Genomic DNA, 22,681 nt, shown 5'->3' with positions numbered 1-22,681 from the left:
TTTTTGTTAGTTTATCCCCATATATCTAAAAATACTTTTTAGGAGTACACCCGGTTGGATTTTTTATATGAGTACGGATTATTTATTGCTAAAGCGATAACAATAGTAGTGGCGATTCTTTTGGCGCTTGGCGGTATTATTGCTTTATTTAGTAAGCAAAAACAAGGTAAAGGCCATCTTGAAATTAGCTCCTTATCAGATAAGTTAGAGTCGATAACTGACTTTGCAAGAGGTGAATTACTAAGTAAAGACGAACTTAAATTATTTCACAAACAACAAAAAAAGACCCTGAAAGCCAAGAAAAAAGAACAAAAGAATAAAGATGCGAATGAACCTAGCAAGGGCCAAATCTTTGTTGTTGATTTTTCTGGTTCGATGGACGCCCATGAGGTGGATTATCTGCGGGAAGAAGTCACGGCTATTTTATGTGTAGCTAAACCAGATGACGAAGTGTTAGTGAGACTTGAAAGTGGAGGTGGGGTAGTGCATGGCTATGGTTTGGCCGCGTCTCAGTTACAACGAATTAAAGACAAAAATATCAAACTCACTATTTCGGTAGATAAAGTTGCCGCCAGTGGTGGTTATATGATGGCTTGCGTCGCGGATCATGTGTTGGCAGCAAAGTTTGCCATTATCGGTTCTATTGGTGTGATAGCCCAGTTACCTAACTTCAACAAGTTGCTTAAGAAAAGTAATATAGAGTTTGAACAACACACAGCAGGTGAATTTAAACGCACTTTAACTATGTTTGGCGAAAACAACGATCAAGGCCGAGAGAAATTCAAAGCTGAGCTTGAAGATGTGCATCATATGTTCAAGGACTTTGTGCAAACCCAAAGACCAGCGTTAGATATTGATAAAGTAGCCACCGGTGAATATTGGTATGGTATTAAAGCTAAGGAGCTGGGTTTAGTTGATAATATTCAAACATCTGACGATTACATATTAGCAGCCAATCAAAATAAGAAAATTTTCACTGTTAAATATAGTATGAAAAAAAGTTTACCAGAAAGACTAGGCTTAGCCGCCAGTCTTTCTGTTGAGTCTTTATTGATGAAACTTTGGAGTAAAAGTGAAACCAATTTTCGCTAACTAATTGCGTTTGTCGGAGAAGGTTATTTAGTCTTCTTCGACATTTAAAACTTAGTGGTAACATTATACGATCTGACAATTTATACCGTAAAATCTCCAACTAACACTCTCCCATCCCCTATAGACAAAGCAAAAACCAAAATCCTCTATCAAAAAAAGTATATTTTTTATTTTGTGTGTTTTGTTTGTTTTTAATTAATTTCAGGTTTATAAGTTATTTGCGATCACTTTTTGTGGGCGTCAAAAGGACACACAAACACTTAATGGACATCAAGCACTTAATGGACTTTTCAGGGGTTGTATTTTATTGCCCTAACCATTAAGCATTATAAAAATATTAAGCTGGAATAAATCATGAGAACATCAAAAACAAAACTTAGTAAAAGCATTCGCTTCATTATAGCTGCTTCTGCAGCCGCTAGTGTTGTATCTGTATCACCTGTATTTGCTCAAGAAGTAAATGATGATGATAATAGTTTCGAAAAAATAGCCGTAGTCGGGTCCCGTGCAGCACCACGCTCTATTGCTGACTCACCTGTACCTATAGACATCATTGGTGCTGACGAATTATCAAAGTCAGGTAATACTGACATGTTAGAAATTTTAAAAGGTACCGTGCCTTCTTTAAATGTGCATTCGAACCCGATTAGTGATGCTGCTTCCCTGGTTCGCCCTGCAAATTTACGTGGATTGCCCGCCGACAGTACTTTAATTCTGTTGAATGGTAAAAGACGCCATCGTTCATCTGTTATCGCGTTTTTAGGTGGTGGTATTAATGATGGGGCACAGGGTCCTGATATATCTGTTATCCCAAGCATTGCCATAAAACAGGTTGAAGTGTTACGTGACGGTGCTGCTGCGCAGTATGGTTCAGATGCTATTGCTGGCGTAATGAACTTTGTTCTGAAAGATGATTCCGACGGCGGTACGTTATCGGTTCGTCGTGGTGAGTATTATGAAGGTGACGGCGCCTCCACTGAAGTGTCTGGTAATATTGGTATGCCATTGACACAAGACGGATTTGCTAACGTCAGTTTTCAATATAAAAATGCCGACGCTACAAGTAGAAGTGTACAACGTCCAGATGCGGCCGCCTTTGCTGTTGCAGGTTTGGATGTGGCTAATCCAGCCCAAATTTGGGGCTCACCAGAGGTCAATGACGATATCACTATTTTTGGTAACGTTGGTCTAGACTTAGGAAATGATAAAGAGTTTTACATGTTTGGTAACTATTCTGAACGTGATGTGCGTGGTGGATTCTATTATCGGAACCCCAATACGCGAGGTGGCGTTTACGGTGGTAATATTCGTGATGTTGAGGGTGTAGCAACTAGACAACCTGCAGACTTAGATAAAGATGTTATTACTTCTGAAGAAGCTGCATATAATGCAGCCACGCCCACTATATTAGTGGGTTCATTAGAAGGCTTTGATCAACAATTGGATTGTCCTATTGTAGAAATTGGCTCAAATGGTCTACCAAACCAAACTGCTCTTGACTCTCTTACAGCAGCAAATTGTTTCGCTTTTAATCAATCAATTCCTGGAGGTTTCACTCCTAACTTTGGCGGTAATATTACCGATACATCTTTGACAATAGGCACAAAAGGCGAATTCAAAGACGGTTTTGCTGATGGTGTTTTATATGACTTAAGTGGCACAGTGGGACGTAGTGAATCTCAGTATGTTATTTACAATACTGTTAACGCTTCTTTGGGGCCAAATACGCCTCGGGATTTTCGCCCTGGAAAGTATATTCAGCTGGAGAAAAACTTTAACTTTGATTTAGTTAAATTAGTTGATGCTGGTTTATATGAAGACGTTAACGTTGCCGGTGGTTTAGAATGGCATGAGGAATCATATGAAATAGTAGCAGGTGATGTAGCCTCCTATACTGCTGGACCATTGACTACTCAAGGCTTTGGTATTGGCTCAAACGGTTTTCCTGGATTCAAGCCAAATGATGCCGGTGTGTCAACCCGAAGAAACTACGCCGCTTATGTCGATATGGAAGCCCAGGTGACTGAAGCTTTATTATTAGGTGGCGCATTACGTTTTGAAGATTATGATACATTTGGTTCTACCACCAACTATAAAATATCTGCTCAGTTCCATCTGACTGATGAGTTGTCAATACGTAGTTCAATCAGCTCTGGATTCCGTGCTCCTACTGTTGGTCAAGCCAACGTGAGTAACGTGCAAACCAACTTGGATGGTGGTGTGTTAGTGGATTCAGCACTTTTAGCGCCAACTAACCCAATTTCAGTTCAATTAGGTGGTACTGAGTTACAACCTGAAGAATCAGACAGTTATACATTAGGTGGTGTCTATCAAGACGGTGATTTCTTTATGACAGTGGATTACTACCATATTGAAGTGTCAGACCGTCTCAGTCAGTCTGATAAAATCAACTTAACCGCTGAAGATAAAGATGCACTTAGAGCCATCGAGCCGAATATAGATAGTTTCCAACAAGTCAGTTTCTTTACTAATGACTTCGACACTACGACACAAGGTATTGATGTGGTGGCTAACTATAGTGCTGACCTGTTGGATGGTAGCTCTACTTTTAGCCTTGCTTACAACTGGAACGATACAGAAGTCACTAAATTTTCTGAGATCACCGGTGCCTTTAAGGTGAAACGTCTAGAAGAAGACTTGCCTAATCATAGAGCTACTTTTACTTGGTCTCAATCATGGGAAGATATTTCGATGTTTACCCGAGCCAACTACTACGGCGAATATCAAGGTGTACATGTTGACTATGATGCAACTGCTATTACCGCCAGTTCTGCTGTGACTGTTGATTTCGAAGTAAGTTATATGTTCAGTGATTCAATTACAATCAGTGTCGGTGCTCAAAATGTGTTTGATCAAGAAGCGGAAAGAGTCCAACAAACTGCTGGTTTAGATGCTGAAGGATTGCCTAAAAATAATTGGGGCGGTGTCTATTATGAGACGTCACCAATGGGCTTTAATGGTGGTCTGTACTACATAAGTGCAAACTATAACTTTTAAGTATGACGGCCTTACCTAATTGGTAAGGTCATTTTAAAATACTTTTTATTATGGTTAAGTTGATGAGTCTGTCAAAATTACAACATGCTACTGATTTTTTTAAAATGGGTGATTTAGTGCAAGCTGAACGTTTATATTTGGAAGCAATCATCAGTCATCCAGAATGTGGGAAGGCCTATTTAGGTATGGGTGTCATTGCTCTGGAAGCTGAACAATTTGATAAAGCCGTGTCTTTTCTAACCAAAAGTTGTGAGTTGTTACCTAATGACGCGTTTCCCCTCATCCACTTGTCTGAGGCATTTAATGGGGTCAATTCTGAAATCGATGGGTTAACAGCACTAGAGTATGCTGCAAGTCATTTGCCCAACAATGCAATGGTCCATTACCACCTGGGTTTGCAATACATCATTTTGGGGAATTTAGCGAAAGGCGAACATGCTTTTAGAACAGTTATTCAGTTAACAACAGATTCAATCGCATCATATGCACTGCTAGAACTCACTCGCCTTGATAGTCACAACGAGCAATATTTACCTTTACTTAAAGAGCGTTTAAAGCAAAAAAACATAACCTCTCAAGAGACAACCGCTCTTCATTATGCTGTTGGTAATGTATTACATGGAATACAAAACTACCAACAAGCTTGGCAACACTTTGAACGTGCTAATCTAATTCAAACTGAGCTTTGCGATTTTAAAACCTCCGAGTTACAAAGTTTTTTCCAAGACATTAAAATAAAGGCGTCAGAGCATGTTTTATCAATAGGTAGTTGCTCCTCTACAAATAATGCTTTCCCTGAAATTATTCCTATTTTTATTATTGGTTTACCAAGAACTGGCTCGACTTTACTTGAGTATTTACTAACTGAGCATCAGGATATCTCGTCTGCTGGTGAAGTACCTTATCTAAGCCGTGAAGTGGCAGCCTTTTTATTTAGTCAAACGAAATCACATTATCCTTACTCGATGAGTAACGTCTCTAGTGCACAATTAAATGCTGCCGCACAAATATACCTAGAAAAAATGTCTATTCATGCAAAAGGTAAAGATTATGTGATTGATAAGTTACCTGCTAATTTTCAATCAATAGGTTTGATTTACAAATTATTTCCTAATGCTAAAGTACTGCATATTAAGCGTAATTTAGCTGATGTAGCTTTATCTATTTACCGTAATTCCTTTGCTCAGAACGAACCCTATTTTTGTTCGTTAAATGAATTTAAGCAATATCACACTTTGTATGCTGACTTGATGGAATTCTGGAACACTCAATTACCTAGCTTTATACATGAAGTTAGCTACGAACAGCTGGTTGTGAATAAAGACCAGACGATCAAAAATATCTTTGAGTTTTGTGGGTTACCTTCACAATTGGTTGAATCCACGTTCCCAGAGGCCAATAAAGTGGTAAAAACCTTAAGTAATATTCAGGTGAGGCGCCCAATGAATACAATATCCATTAACAACTGGTACAATTATGCAGATCATCTAAGCCAATTTATCGATAGTGAACATGGTTAATGATGAACGCAGCAAGCAATTGCGACTTATCCGTTATTCGACTTTAGGTAAAGTGTTAACTTCAAATAAGTCAAAATTAACAAATACTGTAATCCCCCCCTTACAGAGTATTTATAGCTAAGATGATAAGAAAATCGACACTAGAACAGACATATTTCAAATGCCGAGCTCAATTAATAAGAGTGATCGGTGGCATTGTTCACAGTGATGATATTGAGGATATCGTACAAGAAACCTTTGTTAAAAGTTATGAGGCTGAACTAAAGCAAGAAATAACATACGAAAGAACGTATATGCTGACAACCGCTAAAAACTTAGCCCTTAATCATGTTTCAAGAGCCAGTGCCCAAAAAAACCAGTCTCTGGATAATATGCAAAGTTTACCCAGTGATTTAACCAGTAAAAGCTTAGAAAGTCAGGTTGCAAGTAAGCAGCGTTTTTTACACTTTTGCCGAGCCACAGACACACTTTCAGTTGAAGTTAAACGGGTGTTTTTATTAAAAAAGGTGTACGGCATGAGTCAAAAGGATATTGCTGAGTATATTGGGTTAAGCCAGAGTACTGTTGAAAAGCATGTGGCTAAAGGTTTATTACAATGTACATTATATTTGCAGCAATTTGTCAATTCAGACACGGAACAAGCTGCTGGTGCAGTGAAACATAGTGAAACAGTCAACAAATGAATAACATTCAATTATTTAGTAGTAAGAAAGACATTCTCCAGCAAGCATGTGAATGGATTAGTCGTTTTGATCGAGGCTTAAACAAAATCGAACAGCAGGCTTTTGCTGATTGGGTAAACATCAGCAAAGCACATAGAACAAGTCTCTTTGATGTCGCTCAAACATGGGACGAGTTAAGTGTATTAAACGAACTAAGTGCTTTATTTCCATTACGAGATGCTCAGGCACGTCAAAACCATATATTTGCTAACAAGAAGTTTCGTGGCATAGCTGCAAGCTTGGCCTTCGTATTTGTGAGCTGTTTAGCATGGTTAGTTAATACCCAAATGATGTCTTCCAGCACAGACCCATCATTGTTAGTGCTTAACGCTGAAACAGCTGTAGGTGAGCAACGCCTAGTCTCTTTAGCAGACGGCTCTGTTATCCATTTAAATACTGATAGTTTAGTTTTAGTAGATTTTTCTGATATTCGTAGAAATGTTCATTTACTTCGAGGTGAAGCACACTTTGATGTTGCTCATGACGAAAACAGGCCTTTCATTGTTAAAGCTGCTGACAATACAGTGACCGCAGTAGGCACATCTTTTAATGTGCAATTAACCAATGCCCATCAATTAGAATTGTTAGTTACAGATGGCAAAGTATTAGTCAAAGATAAGCCAGATAACAATTCTATTGCTGAATCAGCAAATCCGCTCGAGGGTTTTGGGGAACTAATGATTGAGGGCCAGAAAGCGCTTATTAGTCAGCAATCCATTCAACAATTGGAAATGTCCAATGAGCAAATTCAAAATGAATTAGCTTGGCAACAAGGTATGTTAGTATTTCATGGAGAACCTTTATCAGAAGCGTTGCAGGAGATAAGTCGTTACACATCAATTAAGTTTACTTTAGCTGATGACCAAGTGAAACAAAGGCGGATAGCAGGCTATTTTAAAGCGGGGGATATACAAGGGTTATTATTTGCACTTGAAAACAACTTTAATATTGTTTACTTAAAACTAGATGAGCAATCGATAGTATTGTCATCCGGTTAATAGAAATTGATTAACTAAATTATAGAGTTATCGTGTAAGGCCCATTTTCAACGTTTTCTATAATAAATCATCGTGCTAGACTTATAATTCGAATTGTAATTAGTCTTCAATGTGTTTTATATGCGCTTATCGGTTTTATTATTAATTATCTCACTTCAGGCGTCAGCCAAGAATAAGTATCAATTCGATATTCCACCTCAAGTGGCTGACAAAGCACTTATATTATTTGCCCAGCAAGCCAACTCTACACTTTTATTTCCCATTGAACTCGCGGAGCAGGAAATAGCCAACAGTTTAATCGGTTATTACACTGTAGAATTAGGTTTAGTTAAACTATTAGAAGGTACCAGTTTATACCCCGTATATGATGAAAAAGGATTGAGTGTAAAGGCGATTATTCAAGTTGATGATATTGGACTGATGAACTTAGCTGACTCAAAGACTAAAAAAGGCTTGTTTTCATCAAATGAAATGGAAAAAATTGCAGTGGTTGGAACCAGGTCTGCACCTCGCTCAGTCATTGATTCACCCATTCCACTAGATATAATTGGGGTAGCTGAACTCACCCGTCAGGGGGCTACCGATATGACCTCTATGATTTCTTCTTTAGTACCTTCTTTTAACGTTAATGACCAACCCATAAACGACGCATCTAGTTTAGTACGTCCAGCAAACTTACGTGGTATGGCTTCTGACCATACGTTGATTTTAATAAATGGTAAAAGAAGGCATAGATCCTCAGCAATTACATTTTTAGGAGGCGGTCTATCAGATGGAGCACAAGGAGTAGATATATCTAATATTCCGACGTCATCGTTACAACAAATTGAAGTGCTGCGTGATGGTGCCGCCGCACAATACGGCTCTGACGCCATAGCGGGTGTGATTAATTTTGTGCTTAATGATAATGATGATGGAGGGATGATTGATCTTAGGGTAGGTCAGTTTGGTGAGGGTGATGGGGAGTTACTTCAAATTCAGGGCAATCTTGGGTTACCACTTGGCTCTAATGGATTTATTAATATAAGTACTGAATTTAAACAACAGGCAGCTACAGACAGAAGTGTGCAACGTTACGATGCATTGGCTTTAACTGAGGCAGGAAATAACAACATTGCCAATCCAGCGCAAGTTTGGGGCAGTCCTGAAGTAAACTATAATGTAAAACTATTAGTGAATATGGGATACCAATTGGATCCATCTAATGAGCTGTATTCATTCAGTAATCTGGCTCAAAGACAAATACAAGGAGGGTTTTATTTTCGTAATCCACACACCCGAGATGGAGTATATGAAGGACAACCAGATGAAAATGGTGTAGCGACTTTATTGGTCGCTGACTTAGACGGTATCGGAGTAGGTATTAGTTGCCCCAAAGTATTCATAACAGATAACAATGTATTAGACGATAGCGACTTTCTACTTATTACGGATAAATCAAGCGCATTAGGGCAAAACTGTTTTTCGTTCAATGAAATTTTGCCTGGCGGTTTTACCCCGCAATTTGGCGGCACGATCAGCGACGTTTCTTGGGTATTAGGAGTTAAAGGGCAAACATATTCCGAGTGGGATTACGATCTGAGTGTAGGTTTGGGTTATTCTGAGATTGACTACGAGATAAGTAATACCGTTAATCCATCTTTAGGCCCACTCACTCCTTTTTCTTTTAATCCGGGATTAGCCAGCCAACTAGAAAAAAATATTAATTTAGACTTATTTAAACAATTCAACATAGATGAAAAGTATCAAATCAATTTTGCTACTGGCCTAGAATGGAGGCGAGAAAATTATCGGCAAAAAGTAGGGGATTTGGCTTCCTATGCGGTGGGTGATTTAGCTTTTGATCCTAATACTGGATTATCTCAAGGCTTTGGTGTGGGTTCCAATGGATTTCCTGGATATAGCCCTCAATCATCTGGCAACTGGGGTAGAGGAAATTGGGCAATCTATACAGATTTTGAAGTACATATGAGCGATGTGTTTTTATTTGGTCTTGCTGCACGGTATGAAGATTTTACAGACTTTGGTTCTACTTTTGATGGAAAAGTATCTGCGAGAATGATTTTAAATGAGTCACTGACATTACGTGGGTCAGTGAGTACCGGTTTTAAAGCCCCAACAGTTGGTCAAAGTAATGTTATTAATGTGACCACTGCTTTTTCACCTCAAGGTTTAGAGGATCAAGCGACATTACCACCCACCAATGCAATATCTATTCAACTTGGTGCTACGCCTTTGCGCCCAGAAAAATCTCTCAATACAAGTTTTGGTCTAGTAGGTGCAATAGCTAAACGTTTCTATTTCACGTTGGACTATTTCAATATTCAACTTGATGATCGGATAAGTACCACTTCAGCGTTAACGCTGAGTAAAGAGGATATTCAATCGTTATTGGATGCGGGTATAACAGATGCCACTAGTTACAGCAGTGCAAAATATTTCACCAATGATTTTGATTCAACCAGTCAAGGTTTAGACTTAGTGGTGAATTACGAAACCTATTTGTTTAATATCCCGAGCCGTTTTATGTTTACTTACAACTGGACAGATACTGTTGTTGATAGAGTCACTTTATATCCTATAGTCGGAACTGATGGCTCAACATACTTCGAGTCAAACCTTACTCAACAACGTATAAATATGATTGAAAATAACCTCCCTGCGCAGCGAGCTAGTTTATCTGTTATGCAAGAGTACAATAAACTAAGTAGTAATATCCGCCTTAATTTTTATGATGATTTTTATGAGGACCACTTAGATGCAGCGGCAGGATATGATTTTATTGCAGGCTCTGAATTAACTCTGGATGTAGACATACGTTACCAATATAGTGCCCATTTTACGCTATCTATAGGCGCTAAAAACTTATTTGATAATCGCCCTGACCATAACCCATTTAGTGCTGAAGCCGGAGCGTTATACCCAGCTACCTCTCCATTAGGTATTAATGGTGGGTTTTACTATTTACGTACGATATATGAGTTTTAATCCTTAATTAAAGCGGATCTGTGGTTTTATAACGTTTGATACATAATATTTTTAACTAGGACAAACATCATCTTTATTATTCATAATTAACCATTTCATTTCTTTTTTTATCGTCAAATAAGCTAATTGGCAACGCTAATTCTTCATTTTTCATCTAGGATTAACATCCTAATTACAATTTATAAACAAAGTATTGATTTAGTTTGTTTTTGCCATAGGTTGATAGATGAAAGATAGAAATCATTTAGCTAATATCGGACTGGTTCATCAGGTTAACGTTATCGAAAATGGCCTGATTGATATTCCAATGCTGCAGGTTTTACAACCAGACGGGACGCTGCATCCACAAGCAGAATTACCAAACATCACCCAACAAGCTGCACTGAAGATCCTGCATACTATGCAATATGTCAGGGTGTTAGATGAAAGGATGGTGGCCGCCCAACGACAAGGTCGGATTAGCTTTTACCTTGCCTGTACCGGCGAAGAAGCTTCAACGGTTGCCAGCGCTGCAGCTTTAGAGCCACAAGATATGATCATGTCGCAGTATCGTGAGCAAGGCGCACTGGCTTATAGAGGTTTTACCAGTAAAGAATTTATGGATCAAATGTTCAGTAATCAAAATGAACTGAACAAAGGTAGACAAATGCCAATTCATTATGGTTCTAAAGCACTCAATTTTATGACGATCTCTTCCCCCTTAGGCACACAGATACCACAAGCAAGTGGTTACGCTTATGGCCAGAAAATGGCTGGCCTTGAAGCTGTCACTATCTGTTACTTTGGAGAGGGCGCGGCGTCTGAGGGCGATTTCCATGCTGGACTTAACATGGCAGCTGTACTCAATTGTCCTGTCATTTTCTTCTGTAGAAATAATGGTTATGCGATTTCAACTCCTTCTGAAGAGCAGTTTAAAGGTGATGGTATCGCCTCAAGAGGTTTAGGTTACGGGATCCGTACCATTCGAGTTGATGGTAATGATGTATTGGCCGTGTATAGCGCCACCCAAAAAGCCAGAGAATTAGCATTAGAACACCAATGTCCGGTGCTAATAGAAGCAATGACATACAGATTAGCAGCGCATTCTACATCTGATGACCCAACTAGTTATCGTTCAAAAGACGAGGAGGGCAGTTGGTTGCTAAAAGATCCTGTGGCACGATTTAAAACCTGGATGCAGTCCAAAGGTTGGTTAGATGAAGAACAGAACCTCGCTTTTATTGAGCAAACCCGACAAGAAGTTTTAAAAGAGCTAAAACTTGCCGAACAAGTACCGGTGTGTCCGATTGAGCAAATTATTGAAGATGTGTATGACACACCTCCATGGCACTTAAAGGCACAATTAGCTGAGTTGAAAACACATATTGATATGTATCCGGAAGCATATCCAAAAACGTCAGGGAGGTCATAACATGGCGACTATGAATATGCTGCAGGCTGTGAATAATGCTTTAATAACAGCTATGAATGATGACGAAAAAGTCATGGTGTTTGGGGAAGACGTAGGCCACTTTGGTGGTGTATTTAGAGCCACCAGTAACCTGCAACAAACATTTGGGAAAGGCCGTTGTTTTAATACACCTTTAACTGAACAAGGCATCATTGGTTTTGCTACTGGCCTTGCTTCACAAGGCTCAGTCCCGGTTGCTGAAATACAATTCGCGGATTATATATTTCCAGCCTTTGATCAAATTGTAAATGAAACCGCAAAGTTTCGGTATCGTTCTGGCGGCCAGTTTTCATGTGGCACACTGACTATTCGTACGCCATACGGTGGCGGTATATCAGGTGGTCTTTATCATTCTCAGTCACCCGAAGCTTTTTTCGCACATATACCAGGTATGAAAGTGGTGATACCTCGCAATCCTTATCAAGCAAAGGGCTTGTTGCTTGCGTCAATACGTGATGATAATCCTGTTTTATTTATGGAGCCCAAACGTTTATATCGTGCTTCAGTGGGTGAAGTGCCTGAAGAGGATTACCAGCTTGCTCTTGGTAAAGCTGACATTGTCAAACAAGGTACTGATATCACTTTATTAGCTTGGGGCGCACAAGTTGAAATTATAGAAAAAGCAGCGGCCATGGCAGAAGAACAAGGCATATCCTGTGAGGTAATTGACTTACAGAGCATATTACCTTGGGACATTGAGACAGTGTGTAGTTCGGTTGAAAAAACTGGACGGCTGTTGATCAATCATGAAGCACCGCTAACCGCTGGTTTTGCTAGTGAAATTGCAGCAAGTGTACAGGAAAAGTGTTTTCTGTACCTTGAGTCACCTATTTGCCGAGTGTGTGGTTTAGATACGCCTTATCCGTTGGCCCATGAAAAAGAATATATGCCAGATCATCTTAAAACATTCGAAGCTATAAAACGCACCGTCAATTTTTAGGGTAGATTTTTAGGTCAATTTAAAGGAGCAAACTATGCAAGATTTTATTCTGCCTGATATTGGCGAAGGTATTGTTGAATGCGAAGTAGTCAAGTGGTTAGTTACACAAGGCCAAGATATTATTGAAGACCAACCAGTAGTTGAGGTGATGACCGATAAGGCATTAGTAGAGATCCCTGCAAAGTATAGCGGTGTAATCACTAAACTTTATTATGCCGAAGGCGATATCGCAAAAGTGCATTTCCCTTTGTTTGCTATGCAAGTTACTGATGAAAATTCAGCGCCTCTGCAGGAGCCATCAACCGTTAAAGAAGTAGAAACAACTGAGACAAATTTGTCGAATACTGTCACTGCGGTTACCTCTAAGCCTACGCATACTGACACTGATAAAGAGAACACTGGTAAAGCGTTAGCAAGCCCAGCAGTAAGAAGGCTTGCTAGGGAACTAGAAATTGAATTATCTCAGATAGTTGGTAGTGGCGATAAAGGACGTGTTTTAAAGGACGATCTTACTGCTAGTGCGTCACCAACGCTTGAATCAGTTGTAGTCACTCCAAAGACAACTGGCGGTAAACATGTTGAGCCAATTCGCGGTATTCAAGCTGCTATGGCAAAACATATGATGCATTCAGTTTTTACTGTACCACATTTCAGTGTTAGTGAAGAAATCGAAATGGACAAACTCATCGACGCTAGATCACAACTTAAAGCGTCGTTTGAGAAAGAAGGCGTCAAACTCAGCTTTATGCCATTTTTCATCAAAGCTATGTCATTGGCATTAGAACAGTTCCCAATAATTAACAGTCAAATTAATAGCGATTGCTCAGAAGTCACATATTTTGACGATCACAATATTGGCCTTGCAGTCGACTCCAAGGTTGGCTTAGTTGTACCTAACATTAAGGGTGTGCAAAACTTATCTTTATTAGAGGTCGCTAAAAAAGCTAACGAGTTAGTAGACTTAGCGCGTCAAGGAAGATTAAGCAGTGTTGACCTTAAAGGCGGAACCATTAGCATTTCTAATATTGGTGTACTTGGTGGCACGGTTGCCACACCTGTAATTAATGCACCTGAATCAGCCATTGTGGCCCTTGGTAAAATACAACGGTTACCACGGTTTGATGAAAATGACGCTGTGAAGGCCGTTAACATCATGCACGTAAGTTGGTCAGGTGATCATAGAATTATCGATGGCGCGACGATGGTAAGGTTTAATAACCTTTGGAAATCTTACTTGGAAAACCCGATTACCATGTTAGCCGTGACCAGATAGCTATATAATTATCAAACCCGCTAACAGCGGGTTTATTTTTGCTTTAAGATTAACGCAAATATTCAATAACTCCGTTAAATTAAGGAATTCAGTTTGCTAAGTTATCGACATAGCTATCATGCAGGTAATCATGGGGATGTATTAAAACACCTTTGCCAGATGTTGCTCATTAACAAGCTTAAAAGCAAAGAAAAAGGCTTTTGTTATTTTGACACCCACAGTGGTGCAGGGGTGTATCAGCTAAATTCAGAAGAAGCCCTTAAAACAAAAGAATTTAAACACGGTATTGATCGCCTTACCGGGCATGCAGCACAAAATAAAGCAATGAGCGATTATTTGTCTTTGGTGGCTGCTTATAAAAATTTTAATCAATATCCGGGTTCGCCAGAAATAGCCAAATCTATGTTGCGTCCACAGGACCAAATGATTCTGATGGAATGGCACAATCAGGAAATACTCAATTTAAAAAGCAATCTTGGGGGTAAAAATATCGCTATTCATCATAGGGATGGATATGAAGGTTTGTTAGCTTTAACGCCACCCAACATGCAACGGGGTATGGTGCTTATCGACCCTTCTTATGAAGTGGCGAGTGAATATCAACAAGTAGTCGATACCGTAATAACTGCTCACAAGAGATGGAACTCTGCTATTTATGCGATTTGGTATCCCTTAATAAGTGATAGAAAAGCTTCAAATACAAGCTTTGAAAGCAGCGATAGTAAAAAAGGAAAAAGTGAAGCGATGTTGGAGAGCCTAACCCAACATCCTTTTAAGAATATGCTTAAAATAGAGTTATGCGTAACCAATGGTGTCGAGCTGGGAGGCATGTATGGGTCTGGTATGCTTATCATTAACGCACCTTGGCAGCTTGACAAGAAAATTACAGAAAGTTTACAAGAACTGACACCATTAATGGCTCAAAACGATAGCGCATCCTTCTCTGTTGATTGGTTAATTGAAGAATAATTGGCAATTCTAAGATGTTGACACCCGCGAACATTAAACATTTTTATATCCCTGATGAGCAGTCTATTTATTTGCTGTCCCATAAGGATGCCAAAAAACTAAAAGATTGGTTTAAGTTGTGCACCGACCAGTTGCTGCTATTGGGTTATCAAAACATTGAATTGATTGGCAAAGGTGCATTTGGGTTTGCATTTGCAGGTACTGTTTCAAAAGCAAACATTTCTCAAAATACGGCTCAATCTCAGCAACAGGTTTTTAAATTTTCTCGGATAAATTTGCCGCAACATGTTCAAGACCGATTTGAAGAAGAAGCGTATATGTTGAGCTTAGTTAATCATCCCTACGTACCACGGCTAATCGAATATCAGCGTATCAATAAACAGTCTGTCTTGGTTATGGACCGAGCCAAAGGCGAAGATTTAGAGAAGATATCCTTAAAGTATGGCCCCTTATCGGTACAACTAGTTATTAAAATAGCAGGGCAACTGTCAGATATTTTATTATATTTACGGGGACATCAACAACAAGGTCAAACTAAACCGATCGTTCATGGTGATATCAAACCTTCGAATATCGTGTTTGATGAAAGCAACGAACAAGTAGGATTGATTGATTGGGGCTCGTCTGTTTTTGCACAAATTGACCACCAAGGTCAGTTTGTAGGCAATAATGTTATGGACTTAATGTCGAGTGATATGCAGCAAACTAATGCGCGTTTAGGTGATGTGTATTTTATAGGCGATGATCAGCTCAATGGTGGCTTATCTTCGGTAAGATTCGATGAACAAGGTCTGGCAAGTACTTTGTATGCAATAGCATCAGGTCAATCAAGCCGTTTTGGGCATAAAGTTATCAGTCCAAATTCTCTTGGATTACCCCAAGAACTTGCCAAAACCTTAACTGCAATGATGAGCGATTCACCTCAGATACGTGAGAAGGGGGGCGACTATTTTATTAACAATATGCAGTACATGAAAAACCTAGTGTTAAATGAAAAAATTCGTCAACTGCATACTTCGTTGATACCTACTCGTGTTAGTCCATATTACAAAGAGATTGATACCGTAGTTTATAGTTCTCGAAAGTCATTTTTGCGCATTGAGGTTTACCAAACAGAACAAGAGCTTAGATATATAGACGATGCTCAGTTTGAACGTTATTATAAAAATTATATGCAAGGCATGGGGGATACTGAAAAAGCCTTTGTAGCCGCGGTAAGTCGGCTAGGTAAGTATCCGGTAGTCGGAGGATTAGCTGTAAGGTGGGAAGACTCGGGGGTCTATATCGACTCTAGTCTGAACTTGTATGATACAACCCTTCAAAACTCATTCGAATCGTCGGTTAATAATGTGGTACATTTTGCTAGGGCCATCAACCGTAACGGGGTTTTTAAATGCTGTATGTTCAATGCACGTGATACGTTGCATGTAGAACGAAGTGATGAAAATAGTGTATTTATAGCCGAAAAGACCATACAAATACCCTATGAATTAAGTGCAGTGTCACATACTGAGCATGACACCCATATGCATTCTTACTTTGAAGATGGGGATGATCCAGACGAATTATTAACACTGCCTAAAAAGTTAATGACTGTGATCAGTCAGTTAAACAGCATTCATCATACGGGCTGTATCATTTTTGAATCATTACCTACTCACCTTAAGATACATAGCGATTACAAATTATTAAATCACAGTATGGAATTAGAGTTTAAGAGTTTACTAAAAGATGTTATTGATCTTATTCCGACCATCGAAGGACTTGGGATCTCAGGTTTTATGAAATTGCCGTTCAAAGATACGCGATTTTTTACTCATCAAGGACAATTACCTGATAAATTTTATCCTAAAGATCCAAATCAACACACTTAGTGGACATTCCCTTAGTGCACAGAATAGACAGAGAGCTTATGTCAGAAGTAAAACTAGTAGAGTTGTTAACCTTAGATAAAATTGAAGAAGGTTTGTTTCGTGGTGAAAGTTGGGATTTAGGATTCCGTGCTTTATTTGGGGGACAGGTATTAGGTCAGGCACTTGCGGCAGCGCAACTTACTTTACCTGAGGGGCGAATTTCTCATTCATTCCATAGCTACTTTTTATTACCTGGAGATGCGAATAAACCGGTAATATTTGACGTGGAAAACGTTCGAGATGGTCGCAGTTTCTCTACTAGAAGAGTAAAAGCAATTCAAAATGGAAGAAATATTTTTTACATGACGGCATCTTTTCAAGCGCCCGAAGCAGGCCTTGCTCACCAGTATGCTGAGATGCCTAATGTACCGTCACCTGAAGATATAAAATCTGATATAGATGAGTTTGGAAGCAATCATGATATGCCTGAACGTATGTGCGAAAGCACTGGTTATCACAAACCCATTGATATGCGCACGGTTGACTTCGTTGATCCTGCTAAAGTGATAGTACAAGAGCCGAAACGCTATATTTGGATGAAGGCACAAGAGGTCTTGTCTGGTAATATCAACCTTAATCAAGTGATGCTGGCATATGCATCAGATTATCACCTTTTATCTACGGCTCTTCATCCACACGGGGTGTCTACTCGGGATAAAAATATACGTATGGCAACGATTGATCATTCTATGTGGTTTCATCATCCTTTCGATTTTGATGATTGGTTATTATATTGCGCTGAAAGTCCCTTTTCTGGTGGTGCTAGAGGATTAGTTAGGGGACAGTTTTTTAATCGTGAAGGCAAGTTAGTCGCTTCAACTATGCAAGAAGGCTTACTGCGTCAAATAGGAGAAGACCAATGATTTATTCTTTAGGTGATGATCATGTTCATATTGCAGAAGGTGTATTTGTTGCACCTGGTGCCCATGTTATTGGTAAAGTCGTAATGCAGCAAAACAGCAGTGTTTGGTTTAACGCTGTGGTTCGCGGTGATTGTGATGTCATTACAATCGGTGAAAACAGTAATGTACAAGATGGTTCAGTATTACACACCGATGTGGGTGTACCTTTAACTATTGGTAAAGGCGTCACAATTGGTCATAAGGTAATGTTGCATGGCTGTGAGGTAGGTGATTACAGTTTAATAGGCATTAATAGTGTGGTCTTAAACGGTGCGAAAATCGGTAAATATTGTGTCATAGGTGCGAATAGTTTAGTCACTGAAAACATGCTGATCCCCGATGGCTCACTAGTGATGGGGTCACCTGCTAAGATTATTAAGCCTATTCCAGAACAGCAGCAAAAAATGCTTGAACAATCTGCACAGCATTATGTTGATAATGCCAAACGATTTTTAACTCATTTAAAATTATCTTGAATTTTAAGACAAAAAAATGCCCGATACTATTACTAGTTCGGGCTTAGGGAAATGGCTCTGTTAGAGCCGTGCGCTAACTATAAAACTCCTTCCTTGAAGTGAAATTCATGAAACTTGATTTTTAATAATAGAACAGCTGTGTGTAAAAAATAAACAATTATTACACTTAATTTTATTGTCTATTTAAATCAATACTTTAATACTTTTATACAGCGTCATACAGGTGATTTTATTTTGCTGTTGAATACTTCAATAGGTTTAATAATGCTTTTGTAAATGAGTATTTATCTTATTTATCCTCGGTATACTTGTATTGTACCCATGAGTTTATGCTGCAAAAATCTATTTATAAAATCAGTTAAATTTTGGAATATCTATGTCTCTATCATTTTCATCTTTTATACCTCCAACCCGAGTTCTTATGGGGCCAGGCCCTTCGGACGTATATCCTCAAGTTCTCAAAGCTTTAGCTAGGCCTACAATCGGCCATTTAGATCCAAAGTTTGTGGACCTAATGGATGAAGTAAAGCAGTTATTACAATACGCATTTCAAACTAACAACGCCTTAACTATGCCTATTTCGGCGCCAGGTTCAGCAGGTATGGAGTCTGTTTTTGTTAATTTAGTTGAGCCAGGCGATAAAGTAATTGTGTGTCAAAATGGTGTCTTTGGCGGACGTATGCAGCAAAATGTACAGCGTTGCGGTGGTCAAGCCATCATGGTGCAAGATGAGTGGGGTAAACCTATAGATCTGAATAAATTAAGAGAAGCATTGCAAGCTAACAGTGATGTTAAAGCCGTGGCTTTTGTTCATGCTGAAACTTCAACTGGTGTGTTGAATGATGCCAAGGCATTATGCCAACTAGCCAAAGAGTTTGATTGTTTAACCATAGTTGATGCTGTGACATCCCTAGGCGGCAGCGAGTTAAAAGTTGATGATTGGCAGATTGATGCGATTTATTCGGGAACCCAAAAATGTCTTTCTTGCGTTCCTGGTTTATCTCCTGTTTCTTTTAGTGAACTGGCTATCGCAGTTATTAAACAACGTAAACATCCCGTGCAAAGCTGGTTCTTAGATATGGATTTAGTAATGGGTTACTGGGGTAAGGGGGCTAAGCGTGCTTACCATCACACCGCCCCAGTTAATAGCATATATGCATTACACGAATCGCTGTTAATATTGCAACAAGAAGAACTACAACCGACTCATGCGAGACACCTTAAAAACCACCTTAGCTTAAAAGCAGGCTTAGAAAAATTAGGGTTAGAATTTGTTGTTGATCAAGATTATCGTCTTCCTCAATTGAACATGGTGCGTATTCCAGAAGGTGTCGATGATGCTGATGTTCGCAATAGATTACTGGGTGAGTTCAATTTAGAAATTGGTGCTGGCTTAGGTGCATTGGCTGGTAAAGTATGGAGGATCGGTTTAATGGGCTGTGGTTCAAGTCAAAAGAATGTTGATTATTGTGTAGCTAGTTTAAACACAGTACTTAACTAAATAAGTCAATTCTATAACAAGGGCTAATTGTCGACAGTTAGCCCTTGTTATTTTTAACAATAAGCTATAGCATAGTTTTATGTTTATTTATTGTCGACAATGATTCATTGCAAATATTAACAAACACATCAACTGGTATCACTCGCGCAGATACGGTATTCATCGATATCCGGCAACGCATTGTTGAGGGTGATATCTTAACTGGCTCTAAATTAAGTGAACCAGGTCTCGCCAAATATTATGAAATCAGCCGCAGCACATTACGTGATGCATTATCTCGCCTAGAAGGTTGCGGTTTACTTGAACGTAAAGCCAACATTGGTTATCGCGTGGTGACATTATCGACGGAGCAACTTCTTGAGATTTTTCGAGTTAGAGAATCTTTAGAGGGTATGGCGTGTCGGTTAGCGGCACAAAATATGACGTCAAAACAAATTGCTGATTTAAAACATTTACTCGAAGTACACAATCAGTACGAATCTTTGAAGCAAGGTCAGGCTTACATTCAAGAAGAAGGGGATTTAGACTTTCATTTTCGCATAGTGATGGGCAGTGGCAACAAACTGCTAATCCGGCTTTTATGTGAAGAACTCTATTATTTGGTGCGCATGTATCGTTACCAGTTTGGAATGGCCAGCCCTCGCGCTAAAAGAGCCTTTTCTGAACATCATCACATTATTCAAGCCATCGAAGATAAAGATGGAGAACTGGCTGAAATACTAATGCGAAGGCATATTTCAGCGTCTCGAAAAAACGTAGAAAAAAGGATGAATACTTTATGAGCACTCCTGGACAACGCTTTCGTCAAGCACTAAAAGACAATCAACCTTTACAAATCGTTGGCACTATCAACGCGTATACAGCGATGATGGCTAAACAAATTGGTCATCAGGCCATCTATCTTTCAGGCGGTGGGGTTGCGAATGCATCCTATGGTTTACCAGACTTAGGTTTGACGTCTTTGAATGACGTTTTGGTGGATGTTCAGCGAATTACTGCTGCCTGCGACTTACCTTTATTAATTGATATCGATACAGGTTGGGGCGGAGCTTTTAACATTGCTAAGACCATACGTGATATGGAAAAAGCGGGAGCTGCAGCTGTACATATGGAAGACCAGGTAGCGCAAAAGCGTTGTGGCCATCGCCCCAATAAAGAAATTGTTTCCACTGAAGAGATGGTGGATCGTATAAAAGCGGCTGTTGATGCCCGCACCGATCATGATTTCTTCATCATGGCTCGTACTGATTCTTTTGCACAAGAAGGATTAGAAGCTTCTATCGCAAGGGCTAAAGCTTACGCGGCAGCTGGCGCAGATGGTATTTTTGCCGAAGCGGTGCAAACTGAAGCACATTATCGTGCATTTTCTGAAGCATTAGATGTGCCAATCCTGGCAAATATCACAGAGTTTGGTCAAACTGAATTATGGAATAAAAAAGAGCTAGGTGAGTGGGGCGCTGATATGGTGCTGTATCCACTTAGTGCATTTAGAGCTATGAATAAAGCGGCTGAAAATGTCTATCAGTCTATTATGACCCATGGTGATCAAAAAGCTGTGGTTGATACTATGCAGACACGTATGGAACTATATGATTTCCTAGGCTATCACGCCTATGAAGAAAAACTAGACTCACTATTTTCTGAAGGCAAAAATAAGTAACTCCGATATAAATCGATTTTTGTTAAACGATTAGAAACCCTAAAACCCTTGATGTGTATTCAGAACAAGGGTTAAAAACATATAAGTTGGAATAAATTATGGCTGAAAAAAAACTAAGTGGTGCTGGTCTTCGAGGCCAAAGCGCCGGACAAACCAAACTGTGTACTGTAGGTAAGTCAGGATCGGGGCTTACTTATTGCGGTTATGATGTCTCAGATTTAGCGGACAACGCAACGTTTGAAGAAGTGGCTTATTTATTATTTAACGGTGAACTTCCCAATCAAGCAGAATTAAATAGCTATAAAGCAGAGTTACTCACTCAGCGTGATTTACCTAAAGCCTTAAAAGAAGTGTTAAAACTGATACCTGCAGACGCACATCCAATGGATGTGATGCGCACCGGTTGCTCTTTTTTAGGTAACCTTGAACCTGAAGTTGACTTCAGTCAACAAAACACAGCTTCAAATAGGTTGCTTGCCGCTTTCCCAGCCATCATGTGTTTTTGGTACAAGTATAGTCATGACGGTGTAGAAATTGATTGTACAACTGATGAAGATTCCATTGGCGGCCATTTCTTAAAACTGCTTACAGGTGACACTCCCTCAGAGCTTCACAGAAAAGTGATGGATGTATCGCTTATTTTGTATGCTGAGCATGAATTTAATGCTTCTACTTTTACCGCTCGTGTTTGTGCCTCTACTTTATCTGATATGTACTCATGTGTGACCGGTGCCATTGGTTCACTTCGTGGACCGCTGCATGGTGGAGCAAACGAAGCGGCAATGGATATGATCCAGAAGTTTAGCTCGCCTGCTGATGCGAAAATACAAATGGCAGGAATGTTAGAGCGTAAAGAAAAAATAATGGGTTTCGGCCACGCTATTTATAGTGAATCGGATCCTCGCAACGTGATTATTAAAGCCTGGTCAGAAAAACTTGCAGCAGAGTTTGGTGATAGTTCGCTTTACGATATTTCAGTGGCTTGTGAAGAATTTATGTGGGATACCAAAAAATTATTCTGCAATGCTGACTTTTTTCATGCATCGGCTTATCATTTTATGGGTATTCCGACTAAGTTATTTACACCTATCTTTGTTTGTTCGCGTTTAACCGGTTGGGCTGCTCATATCATGGAGCAACGTTCAAACAATCGTATCATTCGACCAAGTGCCGACTATATCGGTGCTGAGCCAAGAAAAGTAACGGCTATTAGTCAACGCTAAAAGCCTCTTAATTACAGGCCGATAATAATCGGCCTG

General features: G+C 39.5%; 17 protein-coding genes. All 17 read left to right on the top strand.

Annotated elements, in window-relative coordinates; translation table 11 throughout:
* Positions 1-54: 54 nt before the first annotated feature.
* The 17 genes from sohB (at position 55) to prpC (ending at position 22,645) form a co-directional block, all read left to right on the top strand.
* Positions 55-1,092 carry a protease SohB gene (gene sohB / locus C427_RS12280; protein WP_007635690.1) on the top strand — a complete coding sequence of 346 codons (1,038 nt, stop codon included), beginning with the start codon at positions 55-57 and terminating at the stop codon, positions 1,090-1,092.
* A gap of 354 nt (positions 1,093-1,446) precedes the next feature.
* The gene (locus C427_RS12275) at positions 1,447-4,110 is read left to right on the top strand and encodes a TonB-dependent receptor plug domain-containing protein (protein WP_007635689.1); all 2,664 of its coding nucleotides are present in this window, start codon (positions 1,447-1,449) and stop codon (positions 4,108-4,110) included.
* Between the two features lie 62 nt (positions 4,111-4,172).
* The gene (locus C427_RS12270) at positions 4,173-5,630 is read left to right on the top strand and encodes a tetratricopeptide repeat-containing sulfotransferase family protein (protein ID WP_007635688.1); all 1,458 of its coding nucleotides are present in this window, start codon (positions 4,173-4,175) and stop codon (positions 5,628-5,630) included.
* 122 nt (positions 5,631-5,752) lie between these two features.
* Positions 5,753-6,313 carry an RNA polymerase sigma factor gene (locus tag C427_RS12265; protein ID WP_015430898.1) on the top strand — a complete coding sequence of 187 codons (561 nt, stop codon included), beginning with the start codon at positions 5,753-5,755 and terminating at the stop codon, positions 6,311-6,313.
* Positions 6,310-7,350, top strand: a complete 1,041-nt coding sequence (locus tag C427_RS12260; protein ID WP_007635686.1) for a FecR family protein — start codon at positions 6,310-6,312, stop codon at positions 7,348-7,350. The genes C427_RS12265 and C427_RS12260 overlap by 4 nt, the downstream gene beginning before the upstream one ends.
* Positions 7,351-7,470: 120 nt before the next feature.
* Positions 7,471-10,338 carry a TonB-dependent receptor plug domain-containing protein gene (locus C427_RS12255; RefSeq protein ID WP_007635685.1) on the top strand — a complete coding sequence of 956 codons (2,868 nt, stop codon included), beginning with the start codon at positions 7,471-7,473 and terminating at the stop codon, positions 10,336-10,338.
* A gap of 226 nt (positions 10,339-10,564) precedes the next feature.
* Positions 10,565-11,749 (top strand): thiamine pyrophosphate-dependent dehydrogenase E1 component subunit alpha, encoded by a 1,185-nt coding sequence (locus tag C427_RS12250; protein ID WP_007635684.1) that lies wholly within the window; start codon positions 10,565-10,567, stop codon positions 11,747-11,749.
* 1 nt (position 11,750) lies between these two features.
* Entirely contained in the window at positions 11,751-12,728 is a 978-nt protein-coding gene (locus C427_RS12245; RefSeq protein WP_007635683.1) for an alpha-ketoacid dehydrogenase subunit beta, read from the top strand.
* A 34-nt stretch (positions 12,729-12,762) separates the two neighbouring features.
* Positions 12,763-14,001, top strand: a complete 1,239-nt coding sequence (locus C427_RS12240; protein ID WP_007635682.1) for a 2-oxo acid dehydrogenase subunit E2 — start codon at positions 12,763-12,765, stop codon at positions 13,999-14,001.
* A 93-nt stretch (positions 14,002-14,094) separates the two neighbouring features.
* The gene (locus C427_RS12235; protein WP_007635681.1) at positions 14,095-14,970 is read left to right on the top strand and encodes a 23S rRNA (adenine(2030)-N(6))-methyltransferase RlmJ; all 876 of its coding nucleotides are present in this window, start codon (positions 14,095-14,097) and stop codon (positions 14,968-14,970) included.
* A 14-nt stretch (positions 14,971-14,984) separates the two neighbouring features.
* Entirely contained in the window at positions 14,985-16,844 is a 1,860-nt protein-coding gene (locus tag C427_RS12230; RefSeq protein ID WP_007635680.1) for a protein kinase domain-containing protein, read from the top strand.
* 38 nt (positions 16,845-16,882) lie between these two features.
* The gene (locus C427_RS12225) at positions 16,883-17,746 is read left to right on the top strand and encodes an acyl-CoA thioesterase domain-containing protein (protein WP_007635679.1); all 864 of its coding nucleotides are present in this window, start codon (positions 16,883-16,885) and stop codon (positions 17,744-17,746) included.
* Entirely contained in the window at positions 17,743-18,261 is a 519-nt protein-coding gene (locus C427_RS12220; RefSeq protein ID WP_007635678.1) for a gamma carbonic anhydrase family protein, read from the top strand. Before C427_RS12225 ends, C427_RS12220 begins: the two co-directional genes overlap by 4 nt.
* Before the next feature lie 376 nt (positions 18,262-18,637).
* On the top strand, positions 18,638-19,762 hold the full coding sequence (locus C427_RS12215; RefSeq protein WP_081588970.1) for a pyridoxal-phosphate-dependent aminotransferase family protein: 1,125 nt from the start codon (positions 18,638-18,640) through the stop codon (positions 19,760-19,762).
* Between the two features lie 107 nt (positions 19,763-19,869).
* The gene (locus C427_RS12210; RefSeq protein ID WP_007635675.1) at positions 19,870-20,544 is read left to right on the top strand and encodes a GntR family transcriptional regulator; all 675 of its coding nucleotides are present in this window, start codon (positions 19,870-19,872) and stop codon (positions 20,542-20,544) included.
* Complete coding sequence (gene prpB, locus C427_RS12205) at positions 20,541-21,422, top strand: methylisocitrate lyase (RefSeq protein ID WP_007635673.1); 882 nt, start codon at positions 20,541-20,543, stop codon at positions 21,420-21,422. The genes C427_RS12210 and prpB overlap by 4 nt, the downstream gene beginning before the upstream one ends.
* A gap of 98 nt (positions 21,423-21,520) precedes the next feature.
* Positions 21,521-22,645, top strand: coding sequence for a bifunctional 2-methylcitrate synthase/citrate synthase (prpC, locus tag C427_RS12200; RefSeq protein WP_007635671.1), 1,125 nt, complete (start codon positions 21,521-21,523; stop codon positions 22,643-22,645).
* Positions 22,646-22,681: the final 36 nt, after the last annotated feature.

The organism is Paraglaciecola psychrophila 170, assembly GCF_000347635.1.
Taxonomy (GTDB): Bacteria; Pseudomonadota; Gammaproteobacteria; order Enterobacterales; family Alteromonadaceae; genus Paraglaciecola; species Paraglaciecola psychrophila.
Note: the sequence above shows the minus strand (reverse complement) of the source record. Positions and strands in the feature narration are given on the sequence as shown.